This window comes from Amycolatopsis thermalba (assembly GCF_023376025.1).
Lineage (GTDB): Bacteria > Actinomycetota > Actinomycetes > Mycobacteriales > Pseudonocardiaceae > Amycolatopsis_E > Amycolatopsis_E thermalba.
Window position 1 is genome coordinate 6,122,669 of record NZ_CP091196.1, and the last position, 19,672, is coordinate 6,142,340.

The following is a 19,672-nucleotide window of genomic DNA, read 5'->3' on the forward strand; positions in this document are numbered from 1 at the left end:
AACCGCACGCGAGCGCGCGAGTGGACCACTCATAGCTACGCGAGAGGACCACTCGCGACCGCACGAGAGGCCCACTGGCGACCGCACGAGAGGCCCACTGGCGCAGCATGAGTGGACCAGCCACCACCCCACGAGGGGGCCGACCGCTCACCATCGCGCGAGAGGGCCAGTCGTGGCCGCGCGAGAGGTCCAACCACACGTGACCGCGCGAGTGGGGCTACTCATCTCCCCGCGCGAGGGCCAGTCACCGCCGTATGAGAGGGCCAACCACAGCCGTATGAGAGGGCCAGTCACCGCCGCGCGAGAGGGCCAGCCACCGCCGCGCGAGAGGGCCAGCCACCGCCGCGTGAGTGGGCCATCCGTGCGTGGTGAGTGACCACCAGCAGCCTCTCGATCGGCAACCGCCCAGCTCAGTAGCAGCTAGACACCACCGGCAGGCACACGTACGTGTCACCCCAATGCCCCTGCCCCGTCGCGGTCGTGGCGTAGCGGATCAGCGGTGCCAGCCGTGCGATGCCCTCGGCCAGTGCGTCCTGGTTTCGCTGCAACATCGCGGTCAGGCGGTCCAGCGAAGCCAACACCGGACGCAACCCGACATCGTTGTCATCAATCACCCCGCGCACCTGCCGCGACAACTCCTGCGCCCCCGCCAGCAACGTCGAAATCGCCCGCGCGCGGGCCGCCACCTCCGCCAGCACCAGGTTCCCGTCCGCCAGCAGCCGCACCAGCGCAGCGTCCCGGTCCGCCAGTGTGCGCGAGACCGCCGCCGTGTTCCCCAGCAGCCGCGACAACGCCGCATCCCGCGACGCGATCGTCTCCGACAGCTGCGACAACCCCGCCAGCGCACCCCGCACCGACGGCCCGCCCGGCAACGCCTCCGCCAGCACCTCGAACGACCGCGCCAGCCCCTCCGTGTCCAGCGCGCCAACCGTCGCCGACAGGTCCCCGAACGCGTCCAGCACGTCGTACGGCGCGACGGTCCGCTCGCGCGGGATCACCCCGTCGAGTGGCGCCGAACCGAGCGGGTCCAGCGCCAGGTACTTCTGCCCCAGCAACGTCTTGATCTTGATCGCCGCCGTCGTGCGGTCACCCAGCCAGGTGTCCTCGACCTCGAACCTCACGCGCACGGACCCACCGTCCAGCCCGACGTCCACCACCTCGCCGACCTTCACACCGGCCACCCGGACCTCGTCACCGACCACGAGCCCCGCCGCCTCGCTGAACTCCGCCTCGTACGCCACCCCCGTCCCGATGATCGGCAGCGAATCCGCGTGCGCAGCCGCGACGAACGCCAGCACCAGCACCACGAGACCGGCAATTCCGATACCGGCAGGATCCCGATCACGCACCCCGCAGCCCCTTCCGCCGGGTTACGCTCTTAACACGTGCCTCCGATCGAATGACGTATCCACCGACATGTCGGAAAAGAACAACTCCCTCGGGTGACCCATGTCAGCATGTCGCCCATGACCGACTCCGAGCCCCGGTGGCGGAGACTCGAACCGGACCAGCGCAGGGAACAGATCTTCGCCTGCGCCGCCCGGCTCTTCGGCGAGCGCCCGTACGCCGAGGTGTCCACATCGGACATCGCGGCGGCGGCCGGCGTCGCCCGTGGGCTGATCAACCACTACTTCGGCACCAAACGCCAGCTCTACCTGTCGGTGCTGCGCCGCACGATGACGATCCCGACCGCGGCGCTGGACATCGTCACCGACGGCCCGCTCGAGGAGAAGGCCCGCGTCGCGGTCGACTGGTTCCTCACCCTCGTCACCAAACAGGGCAAGACCTGGCTGGTGGCGACCGCCCCGGATGGCCTGGGCAGCGATCCCGAGGTCGAGGCGATCCTCGTCGAGGCCGAACGCCGCTCGGCCGCGCGCGTGCTGGAGGCGCTGGGCGTGAAGGTCGACCCCGCGCACTCCGAGGCCTGCAACGCGCTGATCCGCGCCTACGGCGGCATGGTCAAGGCGGCGGGCCGCGAGTGGCTGCTGCGCGGCGACCTCGACCGCGACCAGGTGCACACGCTGCTGTCCCGCTCGCTGGTGACGCTGATCGAGGAGGTGTTCCCCGCGGTCACCGATAGGTGAGCAGCCGGGCGGCCCGCCCCTCGAAGTGCGCGTGATCGTTGAACGACACGAGCGTGACCCCGCCGCGTCCGGACACCAGCTTGGTGATCCCGCAGTTCACCGTCACCCGGTTGAGCCGCAGCAACCCCATCGCGGGGTCACCGAGCAGGTGCCCGGCCAGCGTGCCGATCACCCCGCCGGAGGTGAACACCACCGCGCTCTCCCCCTTGCGCAGCACGCCGACCAGGTCGGCCAGCGCGCCACGCACCCGCTCGGCGAACCGCGGCCAGGTCTCCGCGCACGGGCTGTCGTCGCCGGCGCGGACCCACGCGGCGAGCGAGGCGTCCAGCACTTCCTGGTAGCCGCGCGGGTCGTTCGCGTCCTGCCGCGCGCCGCCGCCGTGCCGGGCGACGATGTCCACGTGGTCGTACTCGTTCCAGCGCGGATCCTCCTTGGCCGCGGCGCCCGCCCCGAGCCAGTCCAGGACGATCTCCGCGGTGGCGCGCTGACGGGCCATCGACCCGGTCCGGCCCTCGGTGACGCGGATCTTGCGGCGCAGCAGCTCGGCGCCGACCACCGCGCCCTGCTCGATGCCGGTGCTGGACAGCCGGTCGTAGTCGGCCGCGCCGAAGGAAGCCTGACCGTGCCGGATCAGGTGGATGGCGCCCATCGGCCGTCCTTTCGCTCGCCGTGCCCGCCGCAGCCTAGCCAGCGGTGTTGAGGAGACGGTTGGGCGTGCCCGAGGTTGCGCCCGAGATCTTGCCCGGCGTGGCGGACGCGATCAGGGCGTCGGCGACCTGCGCCGGGGTCGCGTCCGGGTGCCCGGCCAGGTAGAGCGCCGCGGCGCCGGCCACGTGCGGGGTGGCCATCGAGGTGCCGCTGATCGTGGTGGTCGCGGTGTCGCCGGTGCCCCACGACGAGGTGATGTTCACGCCCGGCGCGTAGAGGTCGACGACGCTGCCGTAGTTGGAGAAGCTCGCCTGCCGGTCGGTCTGGTCGCTGGCGGCGACGGTGATCGCCTCGGTGACGCGCGCCGGGGAGTCGTCGCCGGCGTCGGCGCCCTCGTTGCCGGCGGCGATGGCGAAGGTGACGCCCCTGGCGATCGCGCCGCGGACGGCGTCGTCGAGCACGGGGTCGGCGCTGCCGCCGAGGCTCAGGTTCGCCACGGACGGCCCGCTCGCGGTCTGCGCCACCCAGTCGATGCCGGCGACGACCTGGTCGGTGGTGCCGCTGCCCTGCGCGTCGAGCACGCGTACCGGGACGATCCGCACGCCCTTGGCCACGCCGTACTCGCTGCCGCCGATGGTGCCTGCGACGTGGGTGCCGTGGCCGTGCTCGTCGGCGGGGTCGTCGTCGTTGTCGATGAAGTCCTTGCCGCCGGTCACGCGGCCGCCGAAGGTTTCGTGGCTCACCCGCACACCCGTGTCGACGACGTAGCCGGTGACGTCGCCGGCCGGGGTGGCGTAGCGGTAGGACGAGTCGAGCGGCAGGTTGGCCTGGTCGATGCGGTCCAGCCCCCAGGACGGCGGGTTCTGCTGGACGTCGGTGATGCGCAGGACGTGGTTCTGCGCGACGTAGGCGACGTCGGGGTTGGCCGCGAGGCGCTTGGCCTGCGTTTCGCCGGCGTTGACCGCGAAGCCCCGCAGCGCGGCGCTGAAGGTCCGGGTGGTGGCGCCGCCGTAGCGACTGGTCAGGTCGCCGGCCCGCGAGGTGGCGTTCTGCTTGAGGACGACGAGGTAGCTGTCCGCCACCGAGCCGGGGGTGCCGGCTCCGAGGATCCGGCCCTCCCGCGCCTGGGCGGGCCCGGCCCAGGCGGTCGTGGCGACCACCGCCGCGGCGGCCGCCGCCAGTCCGGACCACATCGCGCGCTTCCGCATGAGCCGCCGTCTCCTCTCCCCGACCGGGTGGTGCGATCTCATGCAATCCCGGGGGCCAGAGCAGGGGCAATGATTCACAGTTACCAGTACTCACCCAATTGAGCTATCTGCGAACCACCCGAAGGGATGAGACGTAGATCGTCGTTCTCGGCCGAGTAGAAGTCACTGACTGCTACCATCAGCGCTGGCGAAGTCGATTTCCAGGTGGTAACAGGTGTCCACGTCCGAGCGCGCGGTGCCGAGCCCGTTCGCCAGGAGACTCCGGTCCGCGATCGCCCGCAGTGGGCTCAGTCTCGATCGCATCCAGGCCCGCCTGCAGGCCAGCGGCGTGCCGATCAGCGTCACGGCCCTGAGCTACTGGCAGTCCGGCAAGCGGCAGCCCGAGCGGCAGAGCTCGATCTCGGCGGTGCGGGTGCTCGAGGACGTCCTCGGCCTGCAGCGCGGCGAGCTGCTGTCCCTGCTCCCGCCGCCGCGCCCGCGCGGGCTGCCGTCCCGCAGGCAGGCGGACGGGGTCGTGAAGTTCCCGATGGAGGCGCTGCGGATCCTGCTGGAACGGGTCGGCGCGCCGCACGCGCTGGAGCAGCAGCACCGGCTCAACCTGCTCAACCTGCACGACCGCTGCGAGATCGCGGCCGGCGGACGGCAACGCTCGCTGACCACGCGGTCGGTGTTCCAGGCGACCGCCGACCAGCAGGACCGGTGGATCCTGGTGTACGACCACGGCGGCGCGCCCGCGCCGGCGCTGCACCAGCTGCGCAACTGCCGCAGCGGGCGGGTCGAGATCGATCCCGAGCACGGCCTGACGGTCGCCGAGCTGCTGTTCGACCGCCCGATCCACCGCGGCGAGACTTGCCTGATCGAGTACACGCTGACCAACAGCGGGCCGCCGTACCCGGACTGCGAGAACACCTACTACCGCGAGTTCCGCCGCCCCATCCGCGAGTACCTGCTGGAGATCCGCTTCGACGAGGCCGACGCGCTGCGCGGGTGCTGGCAGTACGCGCGCCGGGGCTCCGCGGAGACCGAGGAGCGGCGGGAACTGCACCTCGACACGGCGGGCGGGGTGCACGCCGTGGCGCTCGACTACGGCCCCGGGGTGTTCGGCATCTCCTGGGAGTGACCCTCAGGCGCCGAGGCGGGGCAGGCGACGGCTGTTCCACTGGTCGGCGATCTTCACCACGACCAGCGCCAGCATGCACAACGCGGTGGGCGGGACGGCCTTCATCAGGGCGAACGCGATCATCCCCAGCGCGGACACCGCCGTCAGGCCGAGCAGCACCACCCGCCAGACCCGGGCCCAGCCGCCGGCCGTCCGGTCCAGCAACCGCCGGGCCGCCGCGTCCTGGCGGCCCGCCGGCGGACTGTCCACGATGGCCGGTGCGGCCGCGGCCAGGAACCGTTCGTCGAGCACGATCTTGCGCCGTTCCGGCGACGGCTCGTTGCGCGTGGCGTCGCTCGGCGGTTGTACGGTAGGCACGTTGATGCCTTCCTCTCCGGACGGACGTCGGCAACCGCGCGGCTCCCTGTGGCAGCAGGGCATGCCGCGACATCACTCATGGTGCAGAACCGGCTCGTTACCGTCACCCCGATCGCGGTACTCAGCGCCGACCGGCAATCCAGCGTCGCCGAACGGCTCGCGTCCGCCATCAGGTCAGCGCGGCCAGGACGGCGGCGATCCCGGCGAGCACCGCGAGCAGGATCAGGGCCGTGGCGTACCCGCCGACGCGTTCGGCGAGCACGATCGCCCCGCCGGGCGCGATGGCCGTGGCCGCCGTGATCGGCGCGTTGAACAGCCCGTTGAGCGCCCCGAACCGGGCCGTCAGCCAGCGGTCGGCGACGGCCGTGGCCTGCACGAGCGTGAAGGCGCCGCGGGCCATGCCGAGGATCACCGCGACCGCCAGCAACGCGCCAGCGGGCCCGGGCAGCAACGCGAGCAGGACGAGCGCGGCGCAGCTCGCGGCGAGGACGCCGGTCGTGCGCGCGGCGGGCGCGCTGCTGCGCGGCACGGCGGCGAACACCAGCCGCCCGAGGACCTGGCCCGCGCCGACCAGCCCGAGCGCGACCGCCGCGAGCGCGTGGCTCAGGCCCCGTTCCACGAACAGCGGCACGACCACGATCGCCGACGCGTACAACCCGAGAGCGGCCAGCGTCATCGCCGTCTGCAGGAGCCGGAACCGGGCCGAGCGGGTCACGTGGCGCACCGGGGTGGCCGCGGGGCGCGTGCGGTGGTCCGGCCAGGCGGGGGTGAGCAGCAGCCAGTGCACCGGCAGGTTGACCACGACGAAGACCGCGGCGTAGACCAGGTAGCTCGCCCGCCAGCCGACCTGGTCCACCAGCAACGCGGTGAGCGGCGCGAACACGGTGCTCGCCAGGCCGCCGACCAGCGTCACGATGGTCAGCGGACGGGCCCGGCGGTCGCCGTACCAGATGGTGATCGCCGCGAACGCCGGCGGGTACAGCTGCATCGCCTGCGCCACGCCGACGACTCCCCAGGCGAGGAAGAACAGCGGGCGGCTCGGCGCCGTGGCCACCAGCACGAGCGCGACGGCGGCGAGCACCGACCCGGCGGTCATCACCAGCCGTGGCCCGTACCGGTCGATCATGCGCCCGAGCGGGATGCCCGCACCCGCCGCGACCAGCAGGCCGGCCGAGAACGCGAGCGTGATGGTGCTCGGTGTCCACCCGGTGGTGCCCGCGATCTGCGCGGTGGCGACCGGGAGCGCGTAGTAGAGCGCGCCCCAGCTGATCACTTGCGTGCCGCACATCCCGACGAGCGCCCGGCGGAGGTGTCGTTCCCCTATAGTGGACACCGCCCACATCATAGAGGAAGATTGGGGAGTCAGCTGAGCTTGTTGCGGAGCACCTTCCCGGTCGCGTTGCGCGGCAGCTCCGGCACGAACTCGACGTCGCGCGGCACCTTGTAGCGGGCGAGGTTGCCCTTGACGTAGTCGCGGATGGCGTCGGCGTCGAGCTTGGAGTCCTTCTTCGTCACCACGATCGCCTTGAGGCGCTGGCCGAAGTCGGCGTCGGGGACGCCGATCACGGCGGCTTCGAGCACGTCCGGGTGCTCGACGAGCAGGTTCTCCACCTCGACCGGGAACACGTTCTCGCCGCCGGAGACGATCATCTCGTCGTCGCGGCCGTCGATGAACAGCAGGTCGTTCTCGTCGAAGTGGCCGACGTCGCCGGTGGAGAGCAGGCCGTCGATGATCTCCTTGTGGCGGCCGTCGGTGTAGCCCTCGAAGGACAGGCCGCTGCCGACGAAGACGCGCCCGGTGACGTGCGGCTCGGTGATGCGGTTGCCCTGCTCGTCGTACAGCTGGACCTTGCAGGTGACCGGCGGGCGGCCGACGGTGCCGGGGGCCTTGCGCCAGTCCTCCGGGGTGGCGACGGTGGCGACCGCGACCTCGGTGGAGCCGTACAGGTTGTAGATCACGTCGCCGAACGCCTCGGTGGCGCGGTTGCCGAGGTCGGGGGACAACGCCGAGCCCGCGACGAAGATGATCCGCAGCGACGACGTGTCGTACTTGCCCAGGATGTCCGGCCCGAGGTCGACGATGCGCTGCAGCATGGTCGGGACGAGGACCAGCGCGGTGCACCCGTGGTCGGCGACGCCCTTCAGCGTGGCTTCGGGGTCGAACCGGCGGCGCAGCACGACCTTGCAGCCGAGTGCGAACGACAGGATGAACTGCGAGATGCCAGTGCCGTGGAAGATGGGCGCGCCGAGGAACGTGGCCTCGCCGGCGCGCAACGGGATGCGGTCGAGGAACTGGACGGTGGCCAGCACGGAGGTCCGCTCGCGGGGCGCGCCCTTCGGGGTGCCGGTGGTGCCGCTGGTGAGCAGCACGAACCCGCCGCGCTGGGGCGGTGGGGGCAGCGGGCGGTCGTCGGTGCTGGCGATCAGCTCGTCGAGGACGGGGATGTGGTCGGCGGGGTCGGGTTCGTCCACCCAGGCCAGGTAGCGGTCGACGGTGTCCGGGATGCCGGAGAGCAGTTCGGTGAACTCCTGGTCGTGGACGAGCACCTGGACCTTTTCCCGCGCGGCGACGTCGGTGAGCTGCGGTTTCGCGAAGCCGGTGTTCATCAGCAGGAGGCGCGCGCCGACCTTGCCCGCGGCGATCATGACGGTGACCAGACCGCGGTGGTCGCGGCACAGCGCCGCGATCACGGTGCCCGGCCGCACGCCGCGGTCCGCCCAGGCGCGGGCGAGCGCGTTGGAGCGCAGGTCGAGCTCGCGGAAGGTGAGCGGCCCCAGCTCGTCGACCAGCCCGATGGCGTTCGGATCGCGCCGGGCGGAGGTCTGCGCCGCGGCGGCGAACGGACCCACCTTGCGGGTCGCGATCACGCTGCGCAGACCTTCGTCCAACCGGGGAAACGGGACGAGCCCGGCGCGCCACATGACCTCCAGGCCGCGCGCGGTCTCCGCCACCTTGCCGGGGAGCACGGACAAGCGGGGCGGAATTCGCATGGACAGCACCTCCATTGGGCCGACCGTACTGGGAGTATGTGTGGTTACTGGACAGTAGCCGAAGGGCGTGGGGGTGCGCCAGGGTGGCGGGGCGGAACGGGCGAAAGGGATAAATAGGGCGGGTCGGGCGTGGGTGGGGCGCAGGGTGGGGTGGGAGTGGCCGGGCGCGGCAGCGCTGGTGCGGCAGGCGAGCGCGGCAGCGCTGGTGCGGCAGGCGAGCGCGGCAGCGCGGGTGCGGACACCACAGGCAGGTGCGGCACACGGGCAGGCACGGCAGTGCGGCGTTGCGGCATGCGGCGTTGCGGCAGCGGGGAGCTGACAGGGCGGCGTCGAGGCGGGCGCGGCAAAGCAACAACAGCGGAGCATGACAACGCGCCGTGCGGTGTGGAGCGTGGCGGCAGGTCGGCAGCCGGGCGGGCATGGCTGGGCGGGTCGCGGACTGGTTGAGTGGCTCGACAATCGGGCCGGCCGGGCGGGTGGACGAGTGGGCGGGTGGACGAGTGGCTCGACCACCAGACCAGGCGGGCAGCTGGCAAGACGGCAGCACGGGGCCAGCGCGGGGCCGCGCGGACAGCGCGGCAGCCTGGAGTAGGCACGGCATAGCACCGCGTGGCAGCGCGAGCGCTGCGGGCGCAGCGCCACCATGGCGCGCGCAGCCGCGGTGGTGCTGCGCCACCTAGTGCGGCGTCGCGCAGCCCCCCGCACTAGGTGTCACGCAGCGCCGTGCCCTTGTTGAATCCACACCCGGCACGGCGAAGAACCCCACCCGCGACGGGAACGCCCCACCCACGAGCAGGAAGGCACGCCCCGCTCCCGTCCCCAAGCACACCCTCCCGAAACTGTCGGTCCCCCGGCGCACAATGGGCCCGTGCAGGTGATCGTCACGCGGGAGGAGGATGGCAGCTTCCTCATCGCAACACCCGAGGGCCGCCGGGGGGCGCCGGGCGACCAGCTCGCCGGCTACCTCGCCCAGCTGGAGCGCGCCCACGCACCGCGGTGGGTCTTTCCCTCCGTTCCCCAGCTCTACCCGCTCCTCCTGCGCGCGAACCTCCGCCTGCAGCGCTGCCACGACCTCGCCCTCACCGAAGGTCTGCTCCTCGCCGCGGAAGGCAAAGCCGGTCAGCCCAAGGCGCTGCCCGCCGCCTGGGCACGACTCCACGGCCAGGAACCGCCCCCGGACGCGCCCACCCACGCCGACGTCCAGCCCGCCCTCTTCGAGACCCGCGCCTCCGGCCTCCCGCCCGGCACCAGCGTCGCCGACGCGGCCGCGGCCGTTCTCGCCGATCAGGAGCGCCGCATCAGGCACGTCGAGCACCCCGAGCGCTTCCGACTGCTCGTCGCGGCGGAGTCGGCCAGCGCGCTCGTCGCCGAGGAGATGCGGGCCGACGGGCTGCCCTGGCGCGCCGACGTGCACGACGCCCTCCTGACCGAGCTGCTCGGCCCCCGCGTGCCGGCCGGTCAACGGCCCAAGAAACTCGTCGAGCTGGCGGCGCGCATCACCGAAGCCTTCGGCGGCAAACCCGTCAACCCGGACAGCCCGCAGACCATCGTGCGTGCCTTCGGCCGCGAGGGCATCTCCATCCCCTCCGCACGGGCGCACGTCCTGCGCGACATCGACCACCCCGCCGTCCCGCTGCTCATCGAGTACCGCGAACTCTCCCGCCTGCACTCGGCCAACGGCTGGATGTGGCTCGACGAGTGGGTCGCCGACGGGCGGTTCCGGCCGGAGTGGGTGGTCGGCGGCGTCGTCTCCGGACGGTGGGCCAGCAGCGGCGGCGGCGCCCTCCAGATCCCGAAGACCCTGCGCGTGTGCGTGAAAGCCGACCCCGGCTGGAAGCTCGTCGTGGCCGACGCCGCCCAGCTCGAACCCCGCGTGCTGGCCGCCCTGTCCGGCGACCGCCGCCTGGCCGAGGCCTCCGCCTCCACCGACCTGTACGCCCGCCTGTCCGAAGCCATGTTCGCCGGCACCATGACCGCCGAGGAAGGCCGGCCCCGCGCGAAGATCGCCATGCTGTCCGCGATGTACGGCGGCACCGCCGGCGAAGCCGCGTCACTGCTCGCCCTGCTGCGGCAACGCTTCCCGGACGCGGTGTCCTATGTGGAGCGCGCCGCGCAGGCCGGGGAACGCGGCGAGCGCGTGCGGTCGCGGCTCGGCCGGGTCTCCCCCGCGCCGAGCGAAGCGTGGCGGGCCCTCACCGGCGGCGCGAACTCCGACGAGACCCGCGCCCGCCAGGCGGCCCGCAACTGGGGCCGCTTCACCCGCAACTTCGTCGTCCAGGCGAGCGCCGCCGACTTCACCGCCGTGCTGCTCGCGACCCTGCGGCGCAAGCTGCCCACGCCCGCGCACCTGGTGTTCTTCCAGCACGACGAGGTCATCGTGCACACCCCCGAGGACCTGGCGCCCCAGGTCGAGGCCGCCATCGGCGAGTCGGTCCCGGAGGCGGCCGCGCTCACGTTCGGCCCCGCCTGCCCCGTGCACTTCCCGATGCAACCGGCCACAGTGGACACCTACGCCGACGCGAAGTAGCTACGCGGCGGCCTTGTCCAGCGCGCGGATCACCCGCTTCAACGACACCGGGTGCGCCGTCCCCAGGGTCTGCGCGAAGAAACTCACCCGCAGCTCCTCGATCATCCACCGCACGTCGAGCAGCTCCGGCCCCGGCGTCACACCCGGCGGGAGCGCCGCGACGGCCGCCTCGTACTCGCCCGTCACCCACTCGACGTCGCGCAGCAGCTCGACGTCCTTCGCGCCCATCGACGGCAACTTCTCCAGCCGCCGCCCGATTCCGCGCAGGTACCGGACCAGGTGCGGCAGCCGGTCGAAACCCGTGCCGGTCACGAAACCCGGGTACACCAGCCGCGACAGCTGCTGCCGCATGTCCGCCAGCGACTCCGCCGGACCGCGGGCACCCTCCAGCGCGACCTCGGCCTCGTTGGCGGCCGTCAGGATCTTCTCGACCTCGGTGAGCACGTCCAGCACCGTCGGGTTCAGCGCACCGCGCACCTTCTCCAGCAGCACCGCGAACCCGGCCTCGTCCCACGCCGGGCCGCCGTGGTCGGCCATCAGCTTGTCCACCGCGCAGTCCACGCAGTCCTCCAGCAGCGCCGCCACACCGCCGTGCGGGTTGCGGCTCAGCGCCAGCTTCGCCTGGTTGCTCAGCGAACGGTTGATGAACTTCATCGGCGAGGGCAGGTTGAGCCGCAACAGTTTCCGCGTGCCCTGCCACATCCGCTGCCGCTGCTGCACCGGCGTGTCCAGCATCCGCACGGCCACCGTGTCGCCCTCGTCGACCAGCGCCGGGTACGCCTTGACCTGGTGCCCGCGCCGCTTCCCGGCGAACACGCGCGGCAGCTCCCCGAACGCGGGCGTGGTCAGCCCGGCCCGCTCGATGCTGTCCGCGGCCGCCGAGATCGTCGCCCGCACCTCGCCGCTCAGCTCTTCCTTCAGCACCGCCAGGTCCTTGCCCTCGGCGAGCTTGCGGCGCTTGTCGTTCACCACCCGGAACGTCATCCGCAGGTGGTCGGGCACCGCGTCGAGCTGCCACGCGTCCGGCGGCACCGCGACCCCGCGCAGGGCCTCCAGCTCGCGGGCCAGCACGTCGAGCAGCGGGCCGTCCTCGGGGCCGACCCTGGACAGCACCTGCGCGGCGGTGTCCGGCGCCGGCACGAAGTTGCGCCGCAGCTGCTTGGGCAGCGACTTGATCAGCGCGGTCACCAGCTCCTCGCGCAACCCCGGGACCTGCCAGTCGAACCCGTCCGGGGTGACCTGGTTGAGCACCGCGACCGGGATGTGCACGGTGACCCCGTCGGCGTCGGCGCCCGGCTCGAACTGGTAGGTCAGCGGGAACCGCAGCGAGCCCTGCGTCCAGGTGTCCGGGTAGTCCGATTCGGACACCTGCTCCGCGGCCTCGTTGAGCAGCATGGTCTTTTCGAAGTTGAGCAGGTCCGGCTGCTTGTCGCGGACCTTCTTCCACCAGCTGTCGAAGTGCCGCGCGGAGACGACCTCTTCGCCGACGCGCTGGTCGTAGAACTCGAACAGCGTCTCGTCGTCGACCAGCAGGTCGCGGCGCCGGGCCCGGTTCTCCAGGTCCTCGACCTCGTCGAGCAGCGCCCGGTTCTCCTTGAAGAACTTGTGGCTGGTGTCCCAGTCGCCCTCCACGAGCGCGTGGCGGATGAACAGCTCGCGCGAGGTTTCCGGGTCGATGCGCCCGTAGTCGACCTTGCGCCCGACGACCAGCGGCACCCCGTAGAGCGTGACCCGCTCCGAGGCCATCACGGCGCCGCGCTTGCGCTCCCAGTGCGGTTCCGAGTAGGTGCGCTTGACGACGTGCTGCGCCAGCGGCTCGATCCACTCCGGCTCGATGCGCGCGTTGACGCGGCCCCACAGCTTCGAGGTCTCCACCAGCTCGGCCGACATCACCCAGCGCGGCTGCTTCTTGAACAGCGCCGAGCCGGGGAAGATCGCGAACCGGGTGCCGCGGGCGCCGAGGTAGTCGCCCTTCTCCGGGTCCTTGAGCCCGATGTGCGACAGCAGCCCGGCGATCAGCGCGGTGTGCACGCGCTGCGGGTCGGCCGGCTCGGAGTCGAGCGTGACGCCCAGCGGTTTGGCGAGCTGCCGCAGCTGGCTGCAGATGTCCTGCCACTCCCGCACGCGCAGGTAGTTCAGGTACTCCGCCTTGCAGCGCTTGCGGAACTGGCTGTTGGACAGCGTCTTCTGCAGCTCCCGCAGGTACTCCCACAGGTTCAGGTAGGCCAGGAAGTCCGAGGACTTGTCGGCGAACCGGGCGTGCTGCTGAGCCGCGGCCTCCTGCTTGTCCGCCGGCCGTTCGCGCGGGTCCTGGATGGACAGTGCGGCGGCGATGATCATCACCTCGCGCACGCACCCGGCACGCGCGCCCTCCAGCACCATCCGGCCCAGCCGCGGGTCGACGGGCAGCTGCGCGAGCTGACGGCCGATCTCGGTGAGCCGCCGCTCCTTCGCGGACTCCTCCAGCGCGCCGAGTTCCTGCAGCAGCTGGACACCGGCGGTGACCTGGCGGCGGTCCGGCGGGTCGACGAACGGGAACGCGGCCAGGTCGCCGAGGCCGAGCGAGGTCATCTGCAGGATGACCGACGCGAGGTTGGTGCGCAGGATCTCCGGGTCGGTGAACTCCGGCCGGGACAGGAAATCCTCTTCGCTGTAGAGCCGGATGCAGATACCGTCGGAGGTGCGGCCGCAGCGGCCCTTGCGCTGGTTGGCCGAGGCCTGCGAGACCGGCTCGATCGGCAGCCGCTGCACCTTGGTGCGGTGGCTGTAGCGGGAGATGCGCGCGGTGCCGGGGTCGATGACGTACTTGATGCCCGGCACGGTCAGCGACGTCTCGGCGACGTTGGTGGCGAGCACGATCCGCCGCCCGGTGTGGCGGCTGAACACGCGGTGCTGGTCGGCCGCGGACAGCCGCGCGTAGAGCGGCAGCACCTCGGTGTTCCGCAGGTCCATCCGGTTCAGCGCGTCCGCGGTGTCGCGGATCTCCCGCTCGCCGGAGAGGAACACGAGGATGTCGCCCGGCCCCTCGGCGCACAGCTCCTCGACGGCGTCGGCGATGGCGGTGACCTGGTCGCGGTCCTCGGACGCCGGGTCGTCCGGGTCGACGATCGGGCGGTAGCGCACCTCGACCGGGTAGGTGCGGCCGGACACCTCGACGATCGGCGCGTCGTCGAAGTGCTTGGAGAAGCGCTCCGGGTCGATGGTCGCCGAGGTGATGATCACCTTCAGGTCGGGGCGCTTGGGCAGGAGTTGCTTGAGGTAGCCGAGGATGAAGTCGATGTTGAGGCTGCGCTCGTGGGCCTCGTCGATGATCAGGGTGTCGTAGCGGCGCAGCATCCGGTCGCTCTGGATCTCGGCGAGCAGGATGCCGTCGGTCATCAGCTTGACCATGGTGTCGTCGCCGGAGGAGTCGGTGAAGCGCACCTTGTAGCCGACCGTGCTGCCCAGCTCGGTCTTCAGCTCCTCGGCGATGCGCTCGGCGACGGTGCGGGCGGCCAGGCGGCGGGGCTGGGTGTGCCCGATCTGGCCGCGCACGCCCAGACCCAGCTCGAGGCAGATCTTGGGCAGCTGGGTGGTCTTGCCCGAGCCGGTCTCGCCCGCGACGATCACCACCTGGTGGTCGCGGATCGCGGCGGCGATGTCGTCCTTGCGCTGGGAGACCGGCAGCTCGTCGGGGTAGCGGATCTCCGGCGCGCGGCGGCGCTGCACGCGGGCCTCGGCGGCGTCGATGTCGGCGGCGATCTCCCGCGCGACGCGGTCCTTGTCGCGCGCCCGGCGGGCGCCGTCGAGCCGGCGGCGCAACCGGTGCTCGTCGCGCAGCATCAGGCCGGGCAGGCGGGCCCGGAGGTCTTCGAGGGGGGATCGCGTAGACATACGGCTCCCAGGATAGCTCCGCGCGATCCGGCTAGCCTGCGAATATGTCCGCACCACACCTGGAGTGGCTCCGGGAGCTGGGCCTGGACGGGCTGCGCCGCCGCGCGTTGCCCGGCGGGTACCGGGGAGCGGTCTGGTCGCTGGACGACCGGTACGTGCTCAAAGCGGGCGGACGGCCCGCGGTCGAGGCCGCGCTGGCCAGGCTGGTGCCCGGGATCGCGCCCGAGGTGATCGCGGTCACCGAGGACGCGTCGGTGTCGGTGTTCGTGCCGGGCACCAGTGTCGAGGTGCTGCTGGCGGAGCTTCCCGCCGCCGACGCCCGCGAGCTGGGTCACGCGGCCGGGCGCACGCTCGCCCGGATCGGCGAGGTGCGGTTCGAGCGGCCGGGCTGGTTCGCCGACGGCGAGTTGCGGCTGGGCGAGCTGCCCGGCGACCTGGCCGAGTTCGTGCGCGACTGCCTGTCCCGGCGGCACCCCGACTGGCCGCTCACCGCGGCCGAAGAGCGCGGGCTCCTCGCACGGGCCCGGGAGTGGGCGCCGCTGGTGCCCTCCGGCGCGGCGCGCCTGGTGCACTCCGACTTCAACCCGAAGAACCTGATCGCCGCCCGCACCGGCGACGGCTGGCGGGTGACCGTGCTGGACTGGGAGTTCGCGCACAGCGGCAGCCCGCTCACCGACCTGGGCAACGTGCTGCGCTTCGGCGACAGCCCGTTCACCGAAGGCGTCCTGGCGGGCTACGGTCCGCGGCCGCAGGGCTGGCGCGAAGCCGCCCGGGCGCTGGACCTGTTCGCGCTCGCGGACTTCCTCACCCGTCCGCCCCGCGAGCCGCTGGCGTCGCGGCTGCTCGGTGTGGTCAGGACCGCTGCAGGGACTCCGGGCCCAGCTCGGCGATCGAGTGGTGGCCGGTCAGCGCCAGGCTGATGTCGAGGTCCGCGAGCAGGCTGCGCAGCACGTGACGCACGCCGTCCTCGCCCGCGTGGCCCAGGCCGTACACCCAGGGCCGCCCGACGAGCACGGCCTTCGCGCCCAGTGCCAGTGCCTTCAGGATGTCCGCGCCGGTCCGCACGCCGGAGTCGAACAGCACCTCGATGCGGTCGCCCACCGCGGTCGCAATCGGCGGCAGCGCCTCCAGCGACCCGATCGCGCCGTCGACCTGCCGTCCGCCGTGGTTGGACACCACGATGCCGTCCATCCCGGCGTCCACCGCGCGCCGCGCGTCGTCGACGTGCTGGATGCCCTTCAGCACGATCGGGCCGTCCCAGTGCTCGCGCAGGAACGGCAGCTGGTCCCAGCTGTGGTCGGTGCCGGTGAACAGCGACACCCACCGCAGGATCGCCGACGGCATGTCGTCCTCGGGCGCCTTCTCCAGCAGCGCGCGGAAGGCCGGGTCGGACAGCGGCGTGGCCAGGCCCTCGCCCTGGAGGAACGGCAGGTAGGCGGAGTCGAGGTCGCGCGGGCGCCAGGCCAGGGTCCAGGTGTCGAGCGTGACGACGAGCGTGGTGTAGCCGGCCCGCTTCGCGCGGGTCAGGATGCTCGCGGTGACGTCGGAGTCCGACGGCCAGTACAGCTGGAACCAGCGCGGGCCGTCGCCGGAGGCCTCGGCGACCTCCTCGATCGTGCGCGACGCGGCGGTGGACAGGATCATCGGCAGGCCCAGCGCCGCCGCGGCCCGCGCCGTCGCCAGCTCCGCGTCCGGGTGCACGATCGACTGCACCCCGACGGGCGCGAGCAGCACCGGCGCGGGCAGTTCGGTCCCGAGCACGGTGGCCGACGTGGTGCGGGCGGTCGCGTCGGTGAGCATGCGCGGCACGAGCTTCCACTTGCCGAACGCCACGCGGTTGGCGTCCATCGTGGCGCCGGAGCCCGCGCCGCCCGCCACGTAGCCGTAGGCCTCCGGGGTCAGCACCGCGCGGGCCGACTCCGCCAGGCGCGTGGGGTCGGTCGTGAACGGCGGCTTCGTCCCGCCGAGCCCGTGCAGGTAGATCTCGTTCTGGTAGCCACCGAACCGCTCGGCCACGCGCACCTCCTCGTCGACACGCCGGAGACCGCAGCGTACCGCCGGTACTTGATCACATAGCCTCAGCCGCGTGAAGGCTCGGGTGTGGGTGCCGTTCCTGGTCGTGGTGGCGGTCGCGGTTCTGGTGGTGGTGTGGCGGCCCGGTCCGGTGCCGCCGTCGAAGGCGAACCCGGGCACCGATCCGGGAGTGGCGCGGCAGCAGCTCGCCGAGCTGCCGGTCAAGCCGCGCGGCACCCTCAACGGCTACTCCCGCGAGAAGTACCCGCACTGGGACACCGTCGAGGGCACCTGCAACACCCGCGAGGAGGTGCTCAAGCGCTCGGGTGAGAACGTGGTGGTGGGCAAGGACTGCTCGCCCACCTCGGGCACCTGGGTCAGCCCCTACGACGGCGCGACCTGGACCAAAGCGTCCGATGTGGACATCGACCACCTGGTGCCGCTCGCGCAGAGCTGGGTCAGCGGGGCGTCGGCGTGGACGCAGGCTCAGCGCGAGGCGTTCGCCAACGACCTGGTGCGCCCGCAGCTGTGGGCGGTCACCGACAACGTCAACCAGGCCAAGAGCGACAAGGCGCCGGACGAGTGGAAGCCGCCGCTGGAGTCGTTCTGGTGCACCTACGCCATCGACTGGATCGAGGTCAAGCACCACTACCAGCTGTCCGTCACGACGGCCGAGCGGGCGGCGCTGACCGACATGCTGACCCGCTGTTGACCTTCGACCTCCTCGAAGCCGCAGAATCGGCGCCATGCTGACCATCAGCGCGTTCGCGCGGCGGGCCGGGCTCACGCCCAGCGCGCTGCGCTTCTACGACGACTGCGGCGTGCTCGCGCCGGCCCGCGTCGACGCGGTCACCGGCTACCGCTACTACCGCGAGGACCAGGTCGAGCGGGCCGTCCGGCTGCGCGAGCTGCGTGCCGCGGGCCTGCCGCTGGCGCAGGTCACGACGGTGCTCGACGGGCCGCCCGCACAGGCGCGTGCGGTGCTGGAGGCGCACCGGCGGCGGCTGCGGGAGGACTTCCGGGCCGCGTCGGAGGCGGTCGGCCGCCTGCTGCCGGGGCCGGTCCGGGTCGCCGGCCTCGACCTGGCGAGCGCGATCCGGCAGGTCGCGCCCGCCGCGGGCGCGCCGCTGGACTTCGTGCTGATCGAGGCCGACGGCGACGAGGTCCGCGTCGTCGCCACCGACCGCTACCGGCTCGCGCTGCGGGTCCTGCGTCCCGTGCACGGCGGCACCGGCCGGTTCGTGACGCCCGCGCGGGAGCTGGCCGCGCTCGGGCCGTGGCTCGCGCGGCAGGACGAGGTGACCCTCGACGACACGACGCTGCCGCTCGTGGACGAGACGTTCCCGGACTACCGCGCCGTGCTCGACGCGCTGCCGGCGCCGGAGCAACGGGTCGTCGTCGACCGCGCGGCGCTCCGGGACGCGCTGCCCGCGACCGGCCCGGCCGAGCTGGTCCTCGGACCGGACCGGCTGACCGTCGGCGGCACGACGGTGCCCGCCATCACCGGCGACGACCTGCGCATCGGCTTCGACCCGGCCGTGCTGGGCGCGGCGCTCGAAGCGGGCGTCGGGCCCGACGTGCTGCTGGAGTTCGCCGGGCCGCTGCGGGTCGCCCGCGTGCGATCGGCCGATCAGGGCTCGTTCACGACACTGGTGATGCCGGTCGCGCTCGGAACAGCCGGGCCAGGCTCTCCGACCGCAGCACCGCCAGCGGGCCGATGATCGCGAGCAGCAGCACGTAGCCCGCCACGAACGGCGCGACCCGGGAGTCCAGCCCGGCCGCCGCCGCCAGCGTCGCCAGGACCAGCGAGAACTCGCCGCGGGTGAGCACGGTGAGGCCGATGTTCAGCCCGGCCTGGCCGTCGAAGGAGTGCAGCTTCGCCGCGATCGCGCCCGCGGCGAGGTTCAGCACGAGCGTCAGCGCCACGGCGATCAGCACCGGCACCACGACCGTGCCGACGGCGCCGGGGTCGATGCTGAGCCCGAAGATGAAGAAGAACAACGCGCCGAACGCGTCCCGCAGCGGCAGGACCAGCTTGTGGATGCGCGGCGCGACCTTCGACCCGCCGAGCATCATGCCGACCATGAACGCGCCGATCGCGTCGGAGACGCCCAGTTCCTCGGCGATCGCGGCACCCAGCACGGCGACCCCGACGAAGCACACGGTCAGCAGCTCGTCGTCGGCCGACCCGAACAGCTTCGACACCAGCCGGCCACCCCACCGGGCCAGCGCGGCCAGCGCCAGCAGGAAGCCGAGGGCCTTGCCGAAGTCGGCGAGCGCGGGCCAGAACGAGTCGGCGCCGGACAGCACCGGCTGCAGCAGCGCCAGGTACAGCGCGAGGAACAGGTCCTCGATCACGATGATGCCCATGATCAGGCGCGATTCCGGGTGGCGCGTGCGGCCGGTTTCGACGAGCAGCTTGGTCACGATCGCCGACGACGAGATGCCGATCGCGCCCGCGATCACCAGGGCTTCGCTGGAGCCCCAGCCGAGCAGGAACCCGAAGGCCAGCCCGCCGCCGATGTTGAGCGCGAGGTAGACCAGGCCGGACACGGCGAGCTTGCGGCCGCCCTTGGCGAGGTCGTCGAGCGAGAACTCCAGGCCGAGGTAGAACAGCAGGAACACCAGGCCGAGCCCGGCGAGCACGCTCAGCTCGCCGGGGTCGTGCACCAGGGACAGGCCGGGCGTGTTGGGGCCGAAGATGAACCCGGCCAGCATGAACAGGGGGATCGTGGGCAGCCCGATGCGGGCGCCGGCTCTGGCCAGCACGCCGGCGGCGAGGAAGGCGCCGCCGACGGCGAGCAGGGCGTGTCCGGTGTGCATGTCGTGAAGTCCCTCCAGGGCAGGGCGA

General features: G+C 72.5%; 15 protein-coding genes. 6 read left to right on the plus strand and 9 right to left on the minus strand.

What is annotated here, in order from left to right; translation table 11 throughout:
* Nucleotides 1–410 precede the first annotated feature (410 nt).
* Nucleotides 411–1,349 carry an MCE family protein gene (locus L1857_RS29665; protein WP_162831219.1) on the minus strand — a complete coding sequence of 313 codons (939 nt, stop codon included), beginning with the start codon at nt 1,347–1,349 and terminating at the stop codon, nt 411–413.
* A 117-nt stretch (nt 1,350–1,466) separates the two neighbouring features.
* On the opposite strand from L1857_RS29665, the gene L1857_RS29670 reads away from it, so the two are divergent.
* Complete coding sequence (locus tag L1857_RS29670) at nt 1,467–2,084, plus strand: TetR/AcrR family transcriptional regulator (RefSeq protein WP_094004109.1); 618 nt, start codon at nt 1,467–1,469, stop codon at nt 2,082–2,084.
* On the opposite strand, the gene L1857_RS29675 is transcribed toward L1857_RS29670, so the two are convergent.
* Both L1857_RS29675 and L1857_RS29680 read right to left on the minus strand, forming a co-directional pair.
* A complete protein-coding gene (locus L1857_RS29675) occupies nt 2,071–2,733 on the minus strand; it encodes a histidine phosphatase family protein (RefSeq protein ID WP_094004108.1) in 663 nt (220 codons plus the stop codon). The genes L1857_RS29670 and L1857_RS29675 overlap by 14 nt on opposite strands.
* A 34-nt stretch (nt 2,734–2,767) precedes the next feature.
* Nucleotides 2,768–3,940: a S8 family peptidase gene (locus L1857_RS29680; RefSeq protein WP_249466949.1), complete on the minus strand. Its 1,173-nt coding sequence runs from the start codon at nt 3,938–3,940 to the stop codon at nt 2,768–2,770.
* Between the two features lie 214 nt (nt 3,941–4,154).
* On the opposite strand from L1857_RS29680, the gene L1857_RS29685 reads away from it, so the two are divergent.
* Entirely contained in the window at nt 4,155–5,060 is a 906-nt protein-coding gene (locus tag L1857_RS29685) for a hypothetical protein (protein WP_094004106.1), read from the plus strand.
* 3 nt (nt 5,061–5,063) lie between these two features.
* Here L1857_RS29685 and L1857_RS29690 read toward each other — a convergent pair whose 3' ends face one another.
* From L1857_RS29690 to L1857_RS29700, 3 genes are all read right to left on the minus strand, one after another.
* The gene (locus L1857_RS29690) at nt 5,064–5,417 is read right to left on the minus strand and encodes a hypothetical protein (RefSeq protein WP_116113886.1); all 354 of its coding nucleotides are present in this window, start codon (nt 5,415–5,417) and stop codon (nt 5,064–5,066) included.
* A 169-nt stretch (nt 5,418–5,586) separates the two neighbouring features.
* A complete protein-coding gene (locus L1857_RS29695) occupies nt 5,587–6,759 on the minus strand; it encodes an MFS transporter (RefSeq protein WP_429728432.1) in 1,173 nt (390 codons plus the stop codon).
* A gap of 20 nt (nt 6,760–6,779) precedes the next feature.
* Nucleotides 6,780–8,408, minus strand: coding sequence for an acyl-CoA synthetase (locus L1857_RS29700; protein ID WP_116113928.1), 1,629 nt, complete (start codon nt 8,406–8,408; stop codon nt 6,780–6,782).
* Nucleotides 8,409–9,276: 868 nt separating this feature from the next.
* On the opposite strand from L1857_RS29700, the gene L1857_RS29705 reads away from it, so the two are divergent.
* Nucleotides 9,277–10,935: a bifunctional 3'-5' exonuclease/DNA polymerase gene (locus L1857_RS29705; RefSeq protein ID WP_249466950.1), complete on the plus strand. Its 1,659-nt coding sequence runs from the start codon at nt 9,277–9,279 to the stop codon at nt 10,933–10,935.
* Here L1857_RS29705 and hrpA read toward each other — a convergent pair whose 3' ends face one another.
* Nucleotides 10,936–14,808 carry an ATP-dependent RNA helicase HrpA gene (hrpA, locus tag L1857_RS29710; protein WP_116114078.1) on the minus strand — a complete coding sequence of 1,291 codons (3,873 nt, stop codon included), beginning with the start codon at nt 14,806–14,808 and terminating at the stop codon, nt 10,936–10,938. It lies immediately after the preceding gene.
* A gap of 44 nt (nt 14,809–14,852) precedes the next feature.
* Here hrpA and L1857_RS29715 point away from each other — a divergent pair, with 44 nt between their 5' ends.
* A complete protein-coding gene (locus L1857_RS29715; protein WP_116114076.1) occupies nt 14,853–15,728 on the plus strand; it encodes a phosphotransferase family protein in 876 nt (291 codons plus the stop codon).
* On the opposite strand, the gene L1857_RS29720 is transcribed toward L1857_RS29715, so the two are convergent.
* Nucleotides 15,661–16,824 (minus strand): lactate 2-monooxygenase, encoded by a 1,164-nt coding sequence (locus tag L1857_RS29720; protein WP_249466952.1) that lies wholly within the window; start codon nt 16,822–16,824, stop codon nt 15,661–15,663. The two genes, L1857_RS29715 and L1857_RS29720, sit on opposite strands and share 68 nt — an antisense overlap.
* A gap of 70 nt (nt 16,825–16,894) precedes the next feature.
* Between L1857_RS29720 and L1857_RS29725 the strand changes: the two genes are divergently transcribed.
* On the plus strand, nt 16,895–17,533 hold the full coding sequence (locus tag L1857_RS29725; protein ID WP_116114071.1) for an HNH endonuclease family protein: 639 nt from the start codon (nt 16,895–16,897) through the stop codon (nt 17,531–17,533).
* Between the two features lie 34 nt (nt 17,534–17,567).
* Complete coding sequence (locus L1857_RS29730; protein WP_094004099.1) at nt 17,568–18,542, plus strand: MerR family transcriptional regulator; 975 nt, start codon at nt 17,568–17,570, stop codon at nt 18,540–18,542.
* On the opposite strand, the gene L1857_RS29735 is transcribed toward L1857_RS29730, so the two are convergent.
* Nucleotides 18,463–19,644 (minus strand): cation:proton antiporter, encoded by a 1,182-nt coding sequence (locus tag L1857_RS29735; RefSeq protein WP_116114065.1) that lies wholly within the window; start codon nt 19,642–19,644, stop codon nt 18,463–18,465. The two genes, L1857_RS29730 and L1857_RS29735, sit on opposite strands and share 80 nt — an antisense overlap.
* Nucleotides 19,645–19,672 lie beyond the last annotated feature (28 nt).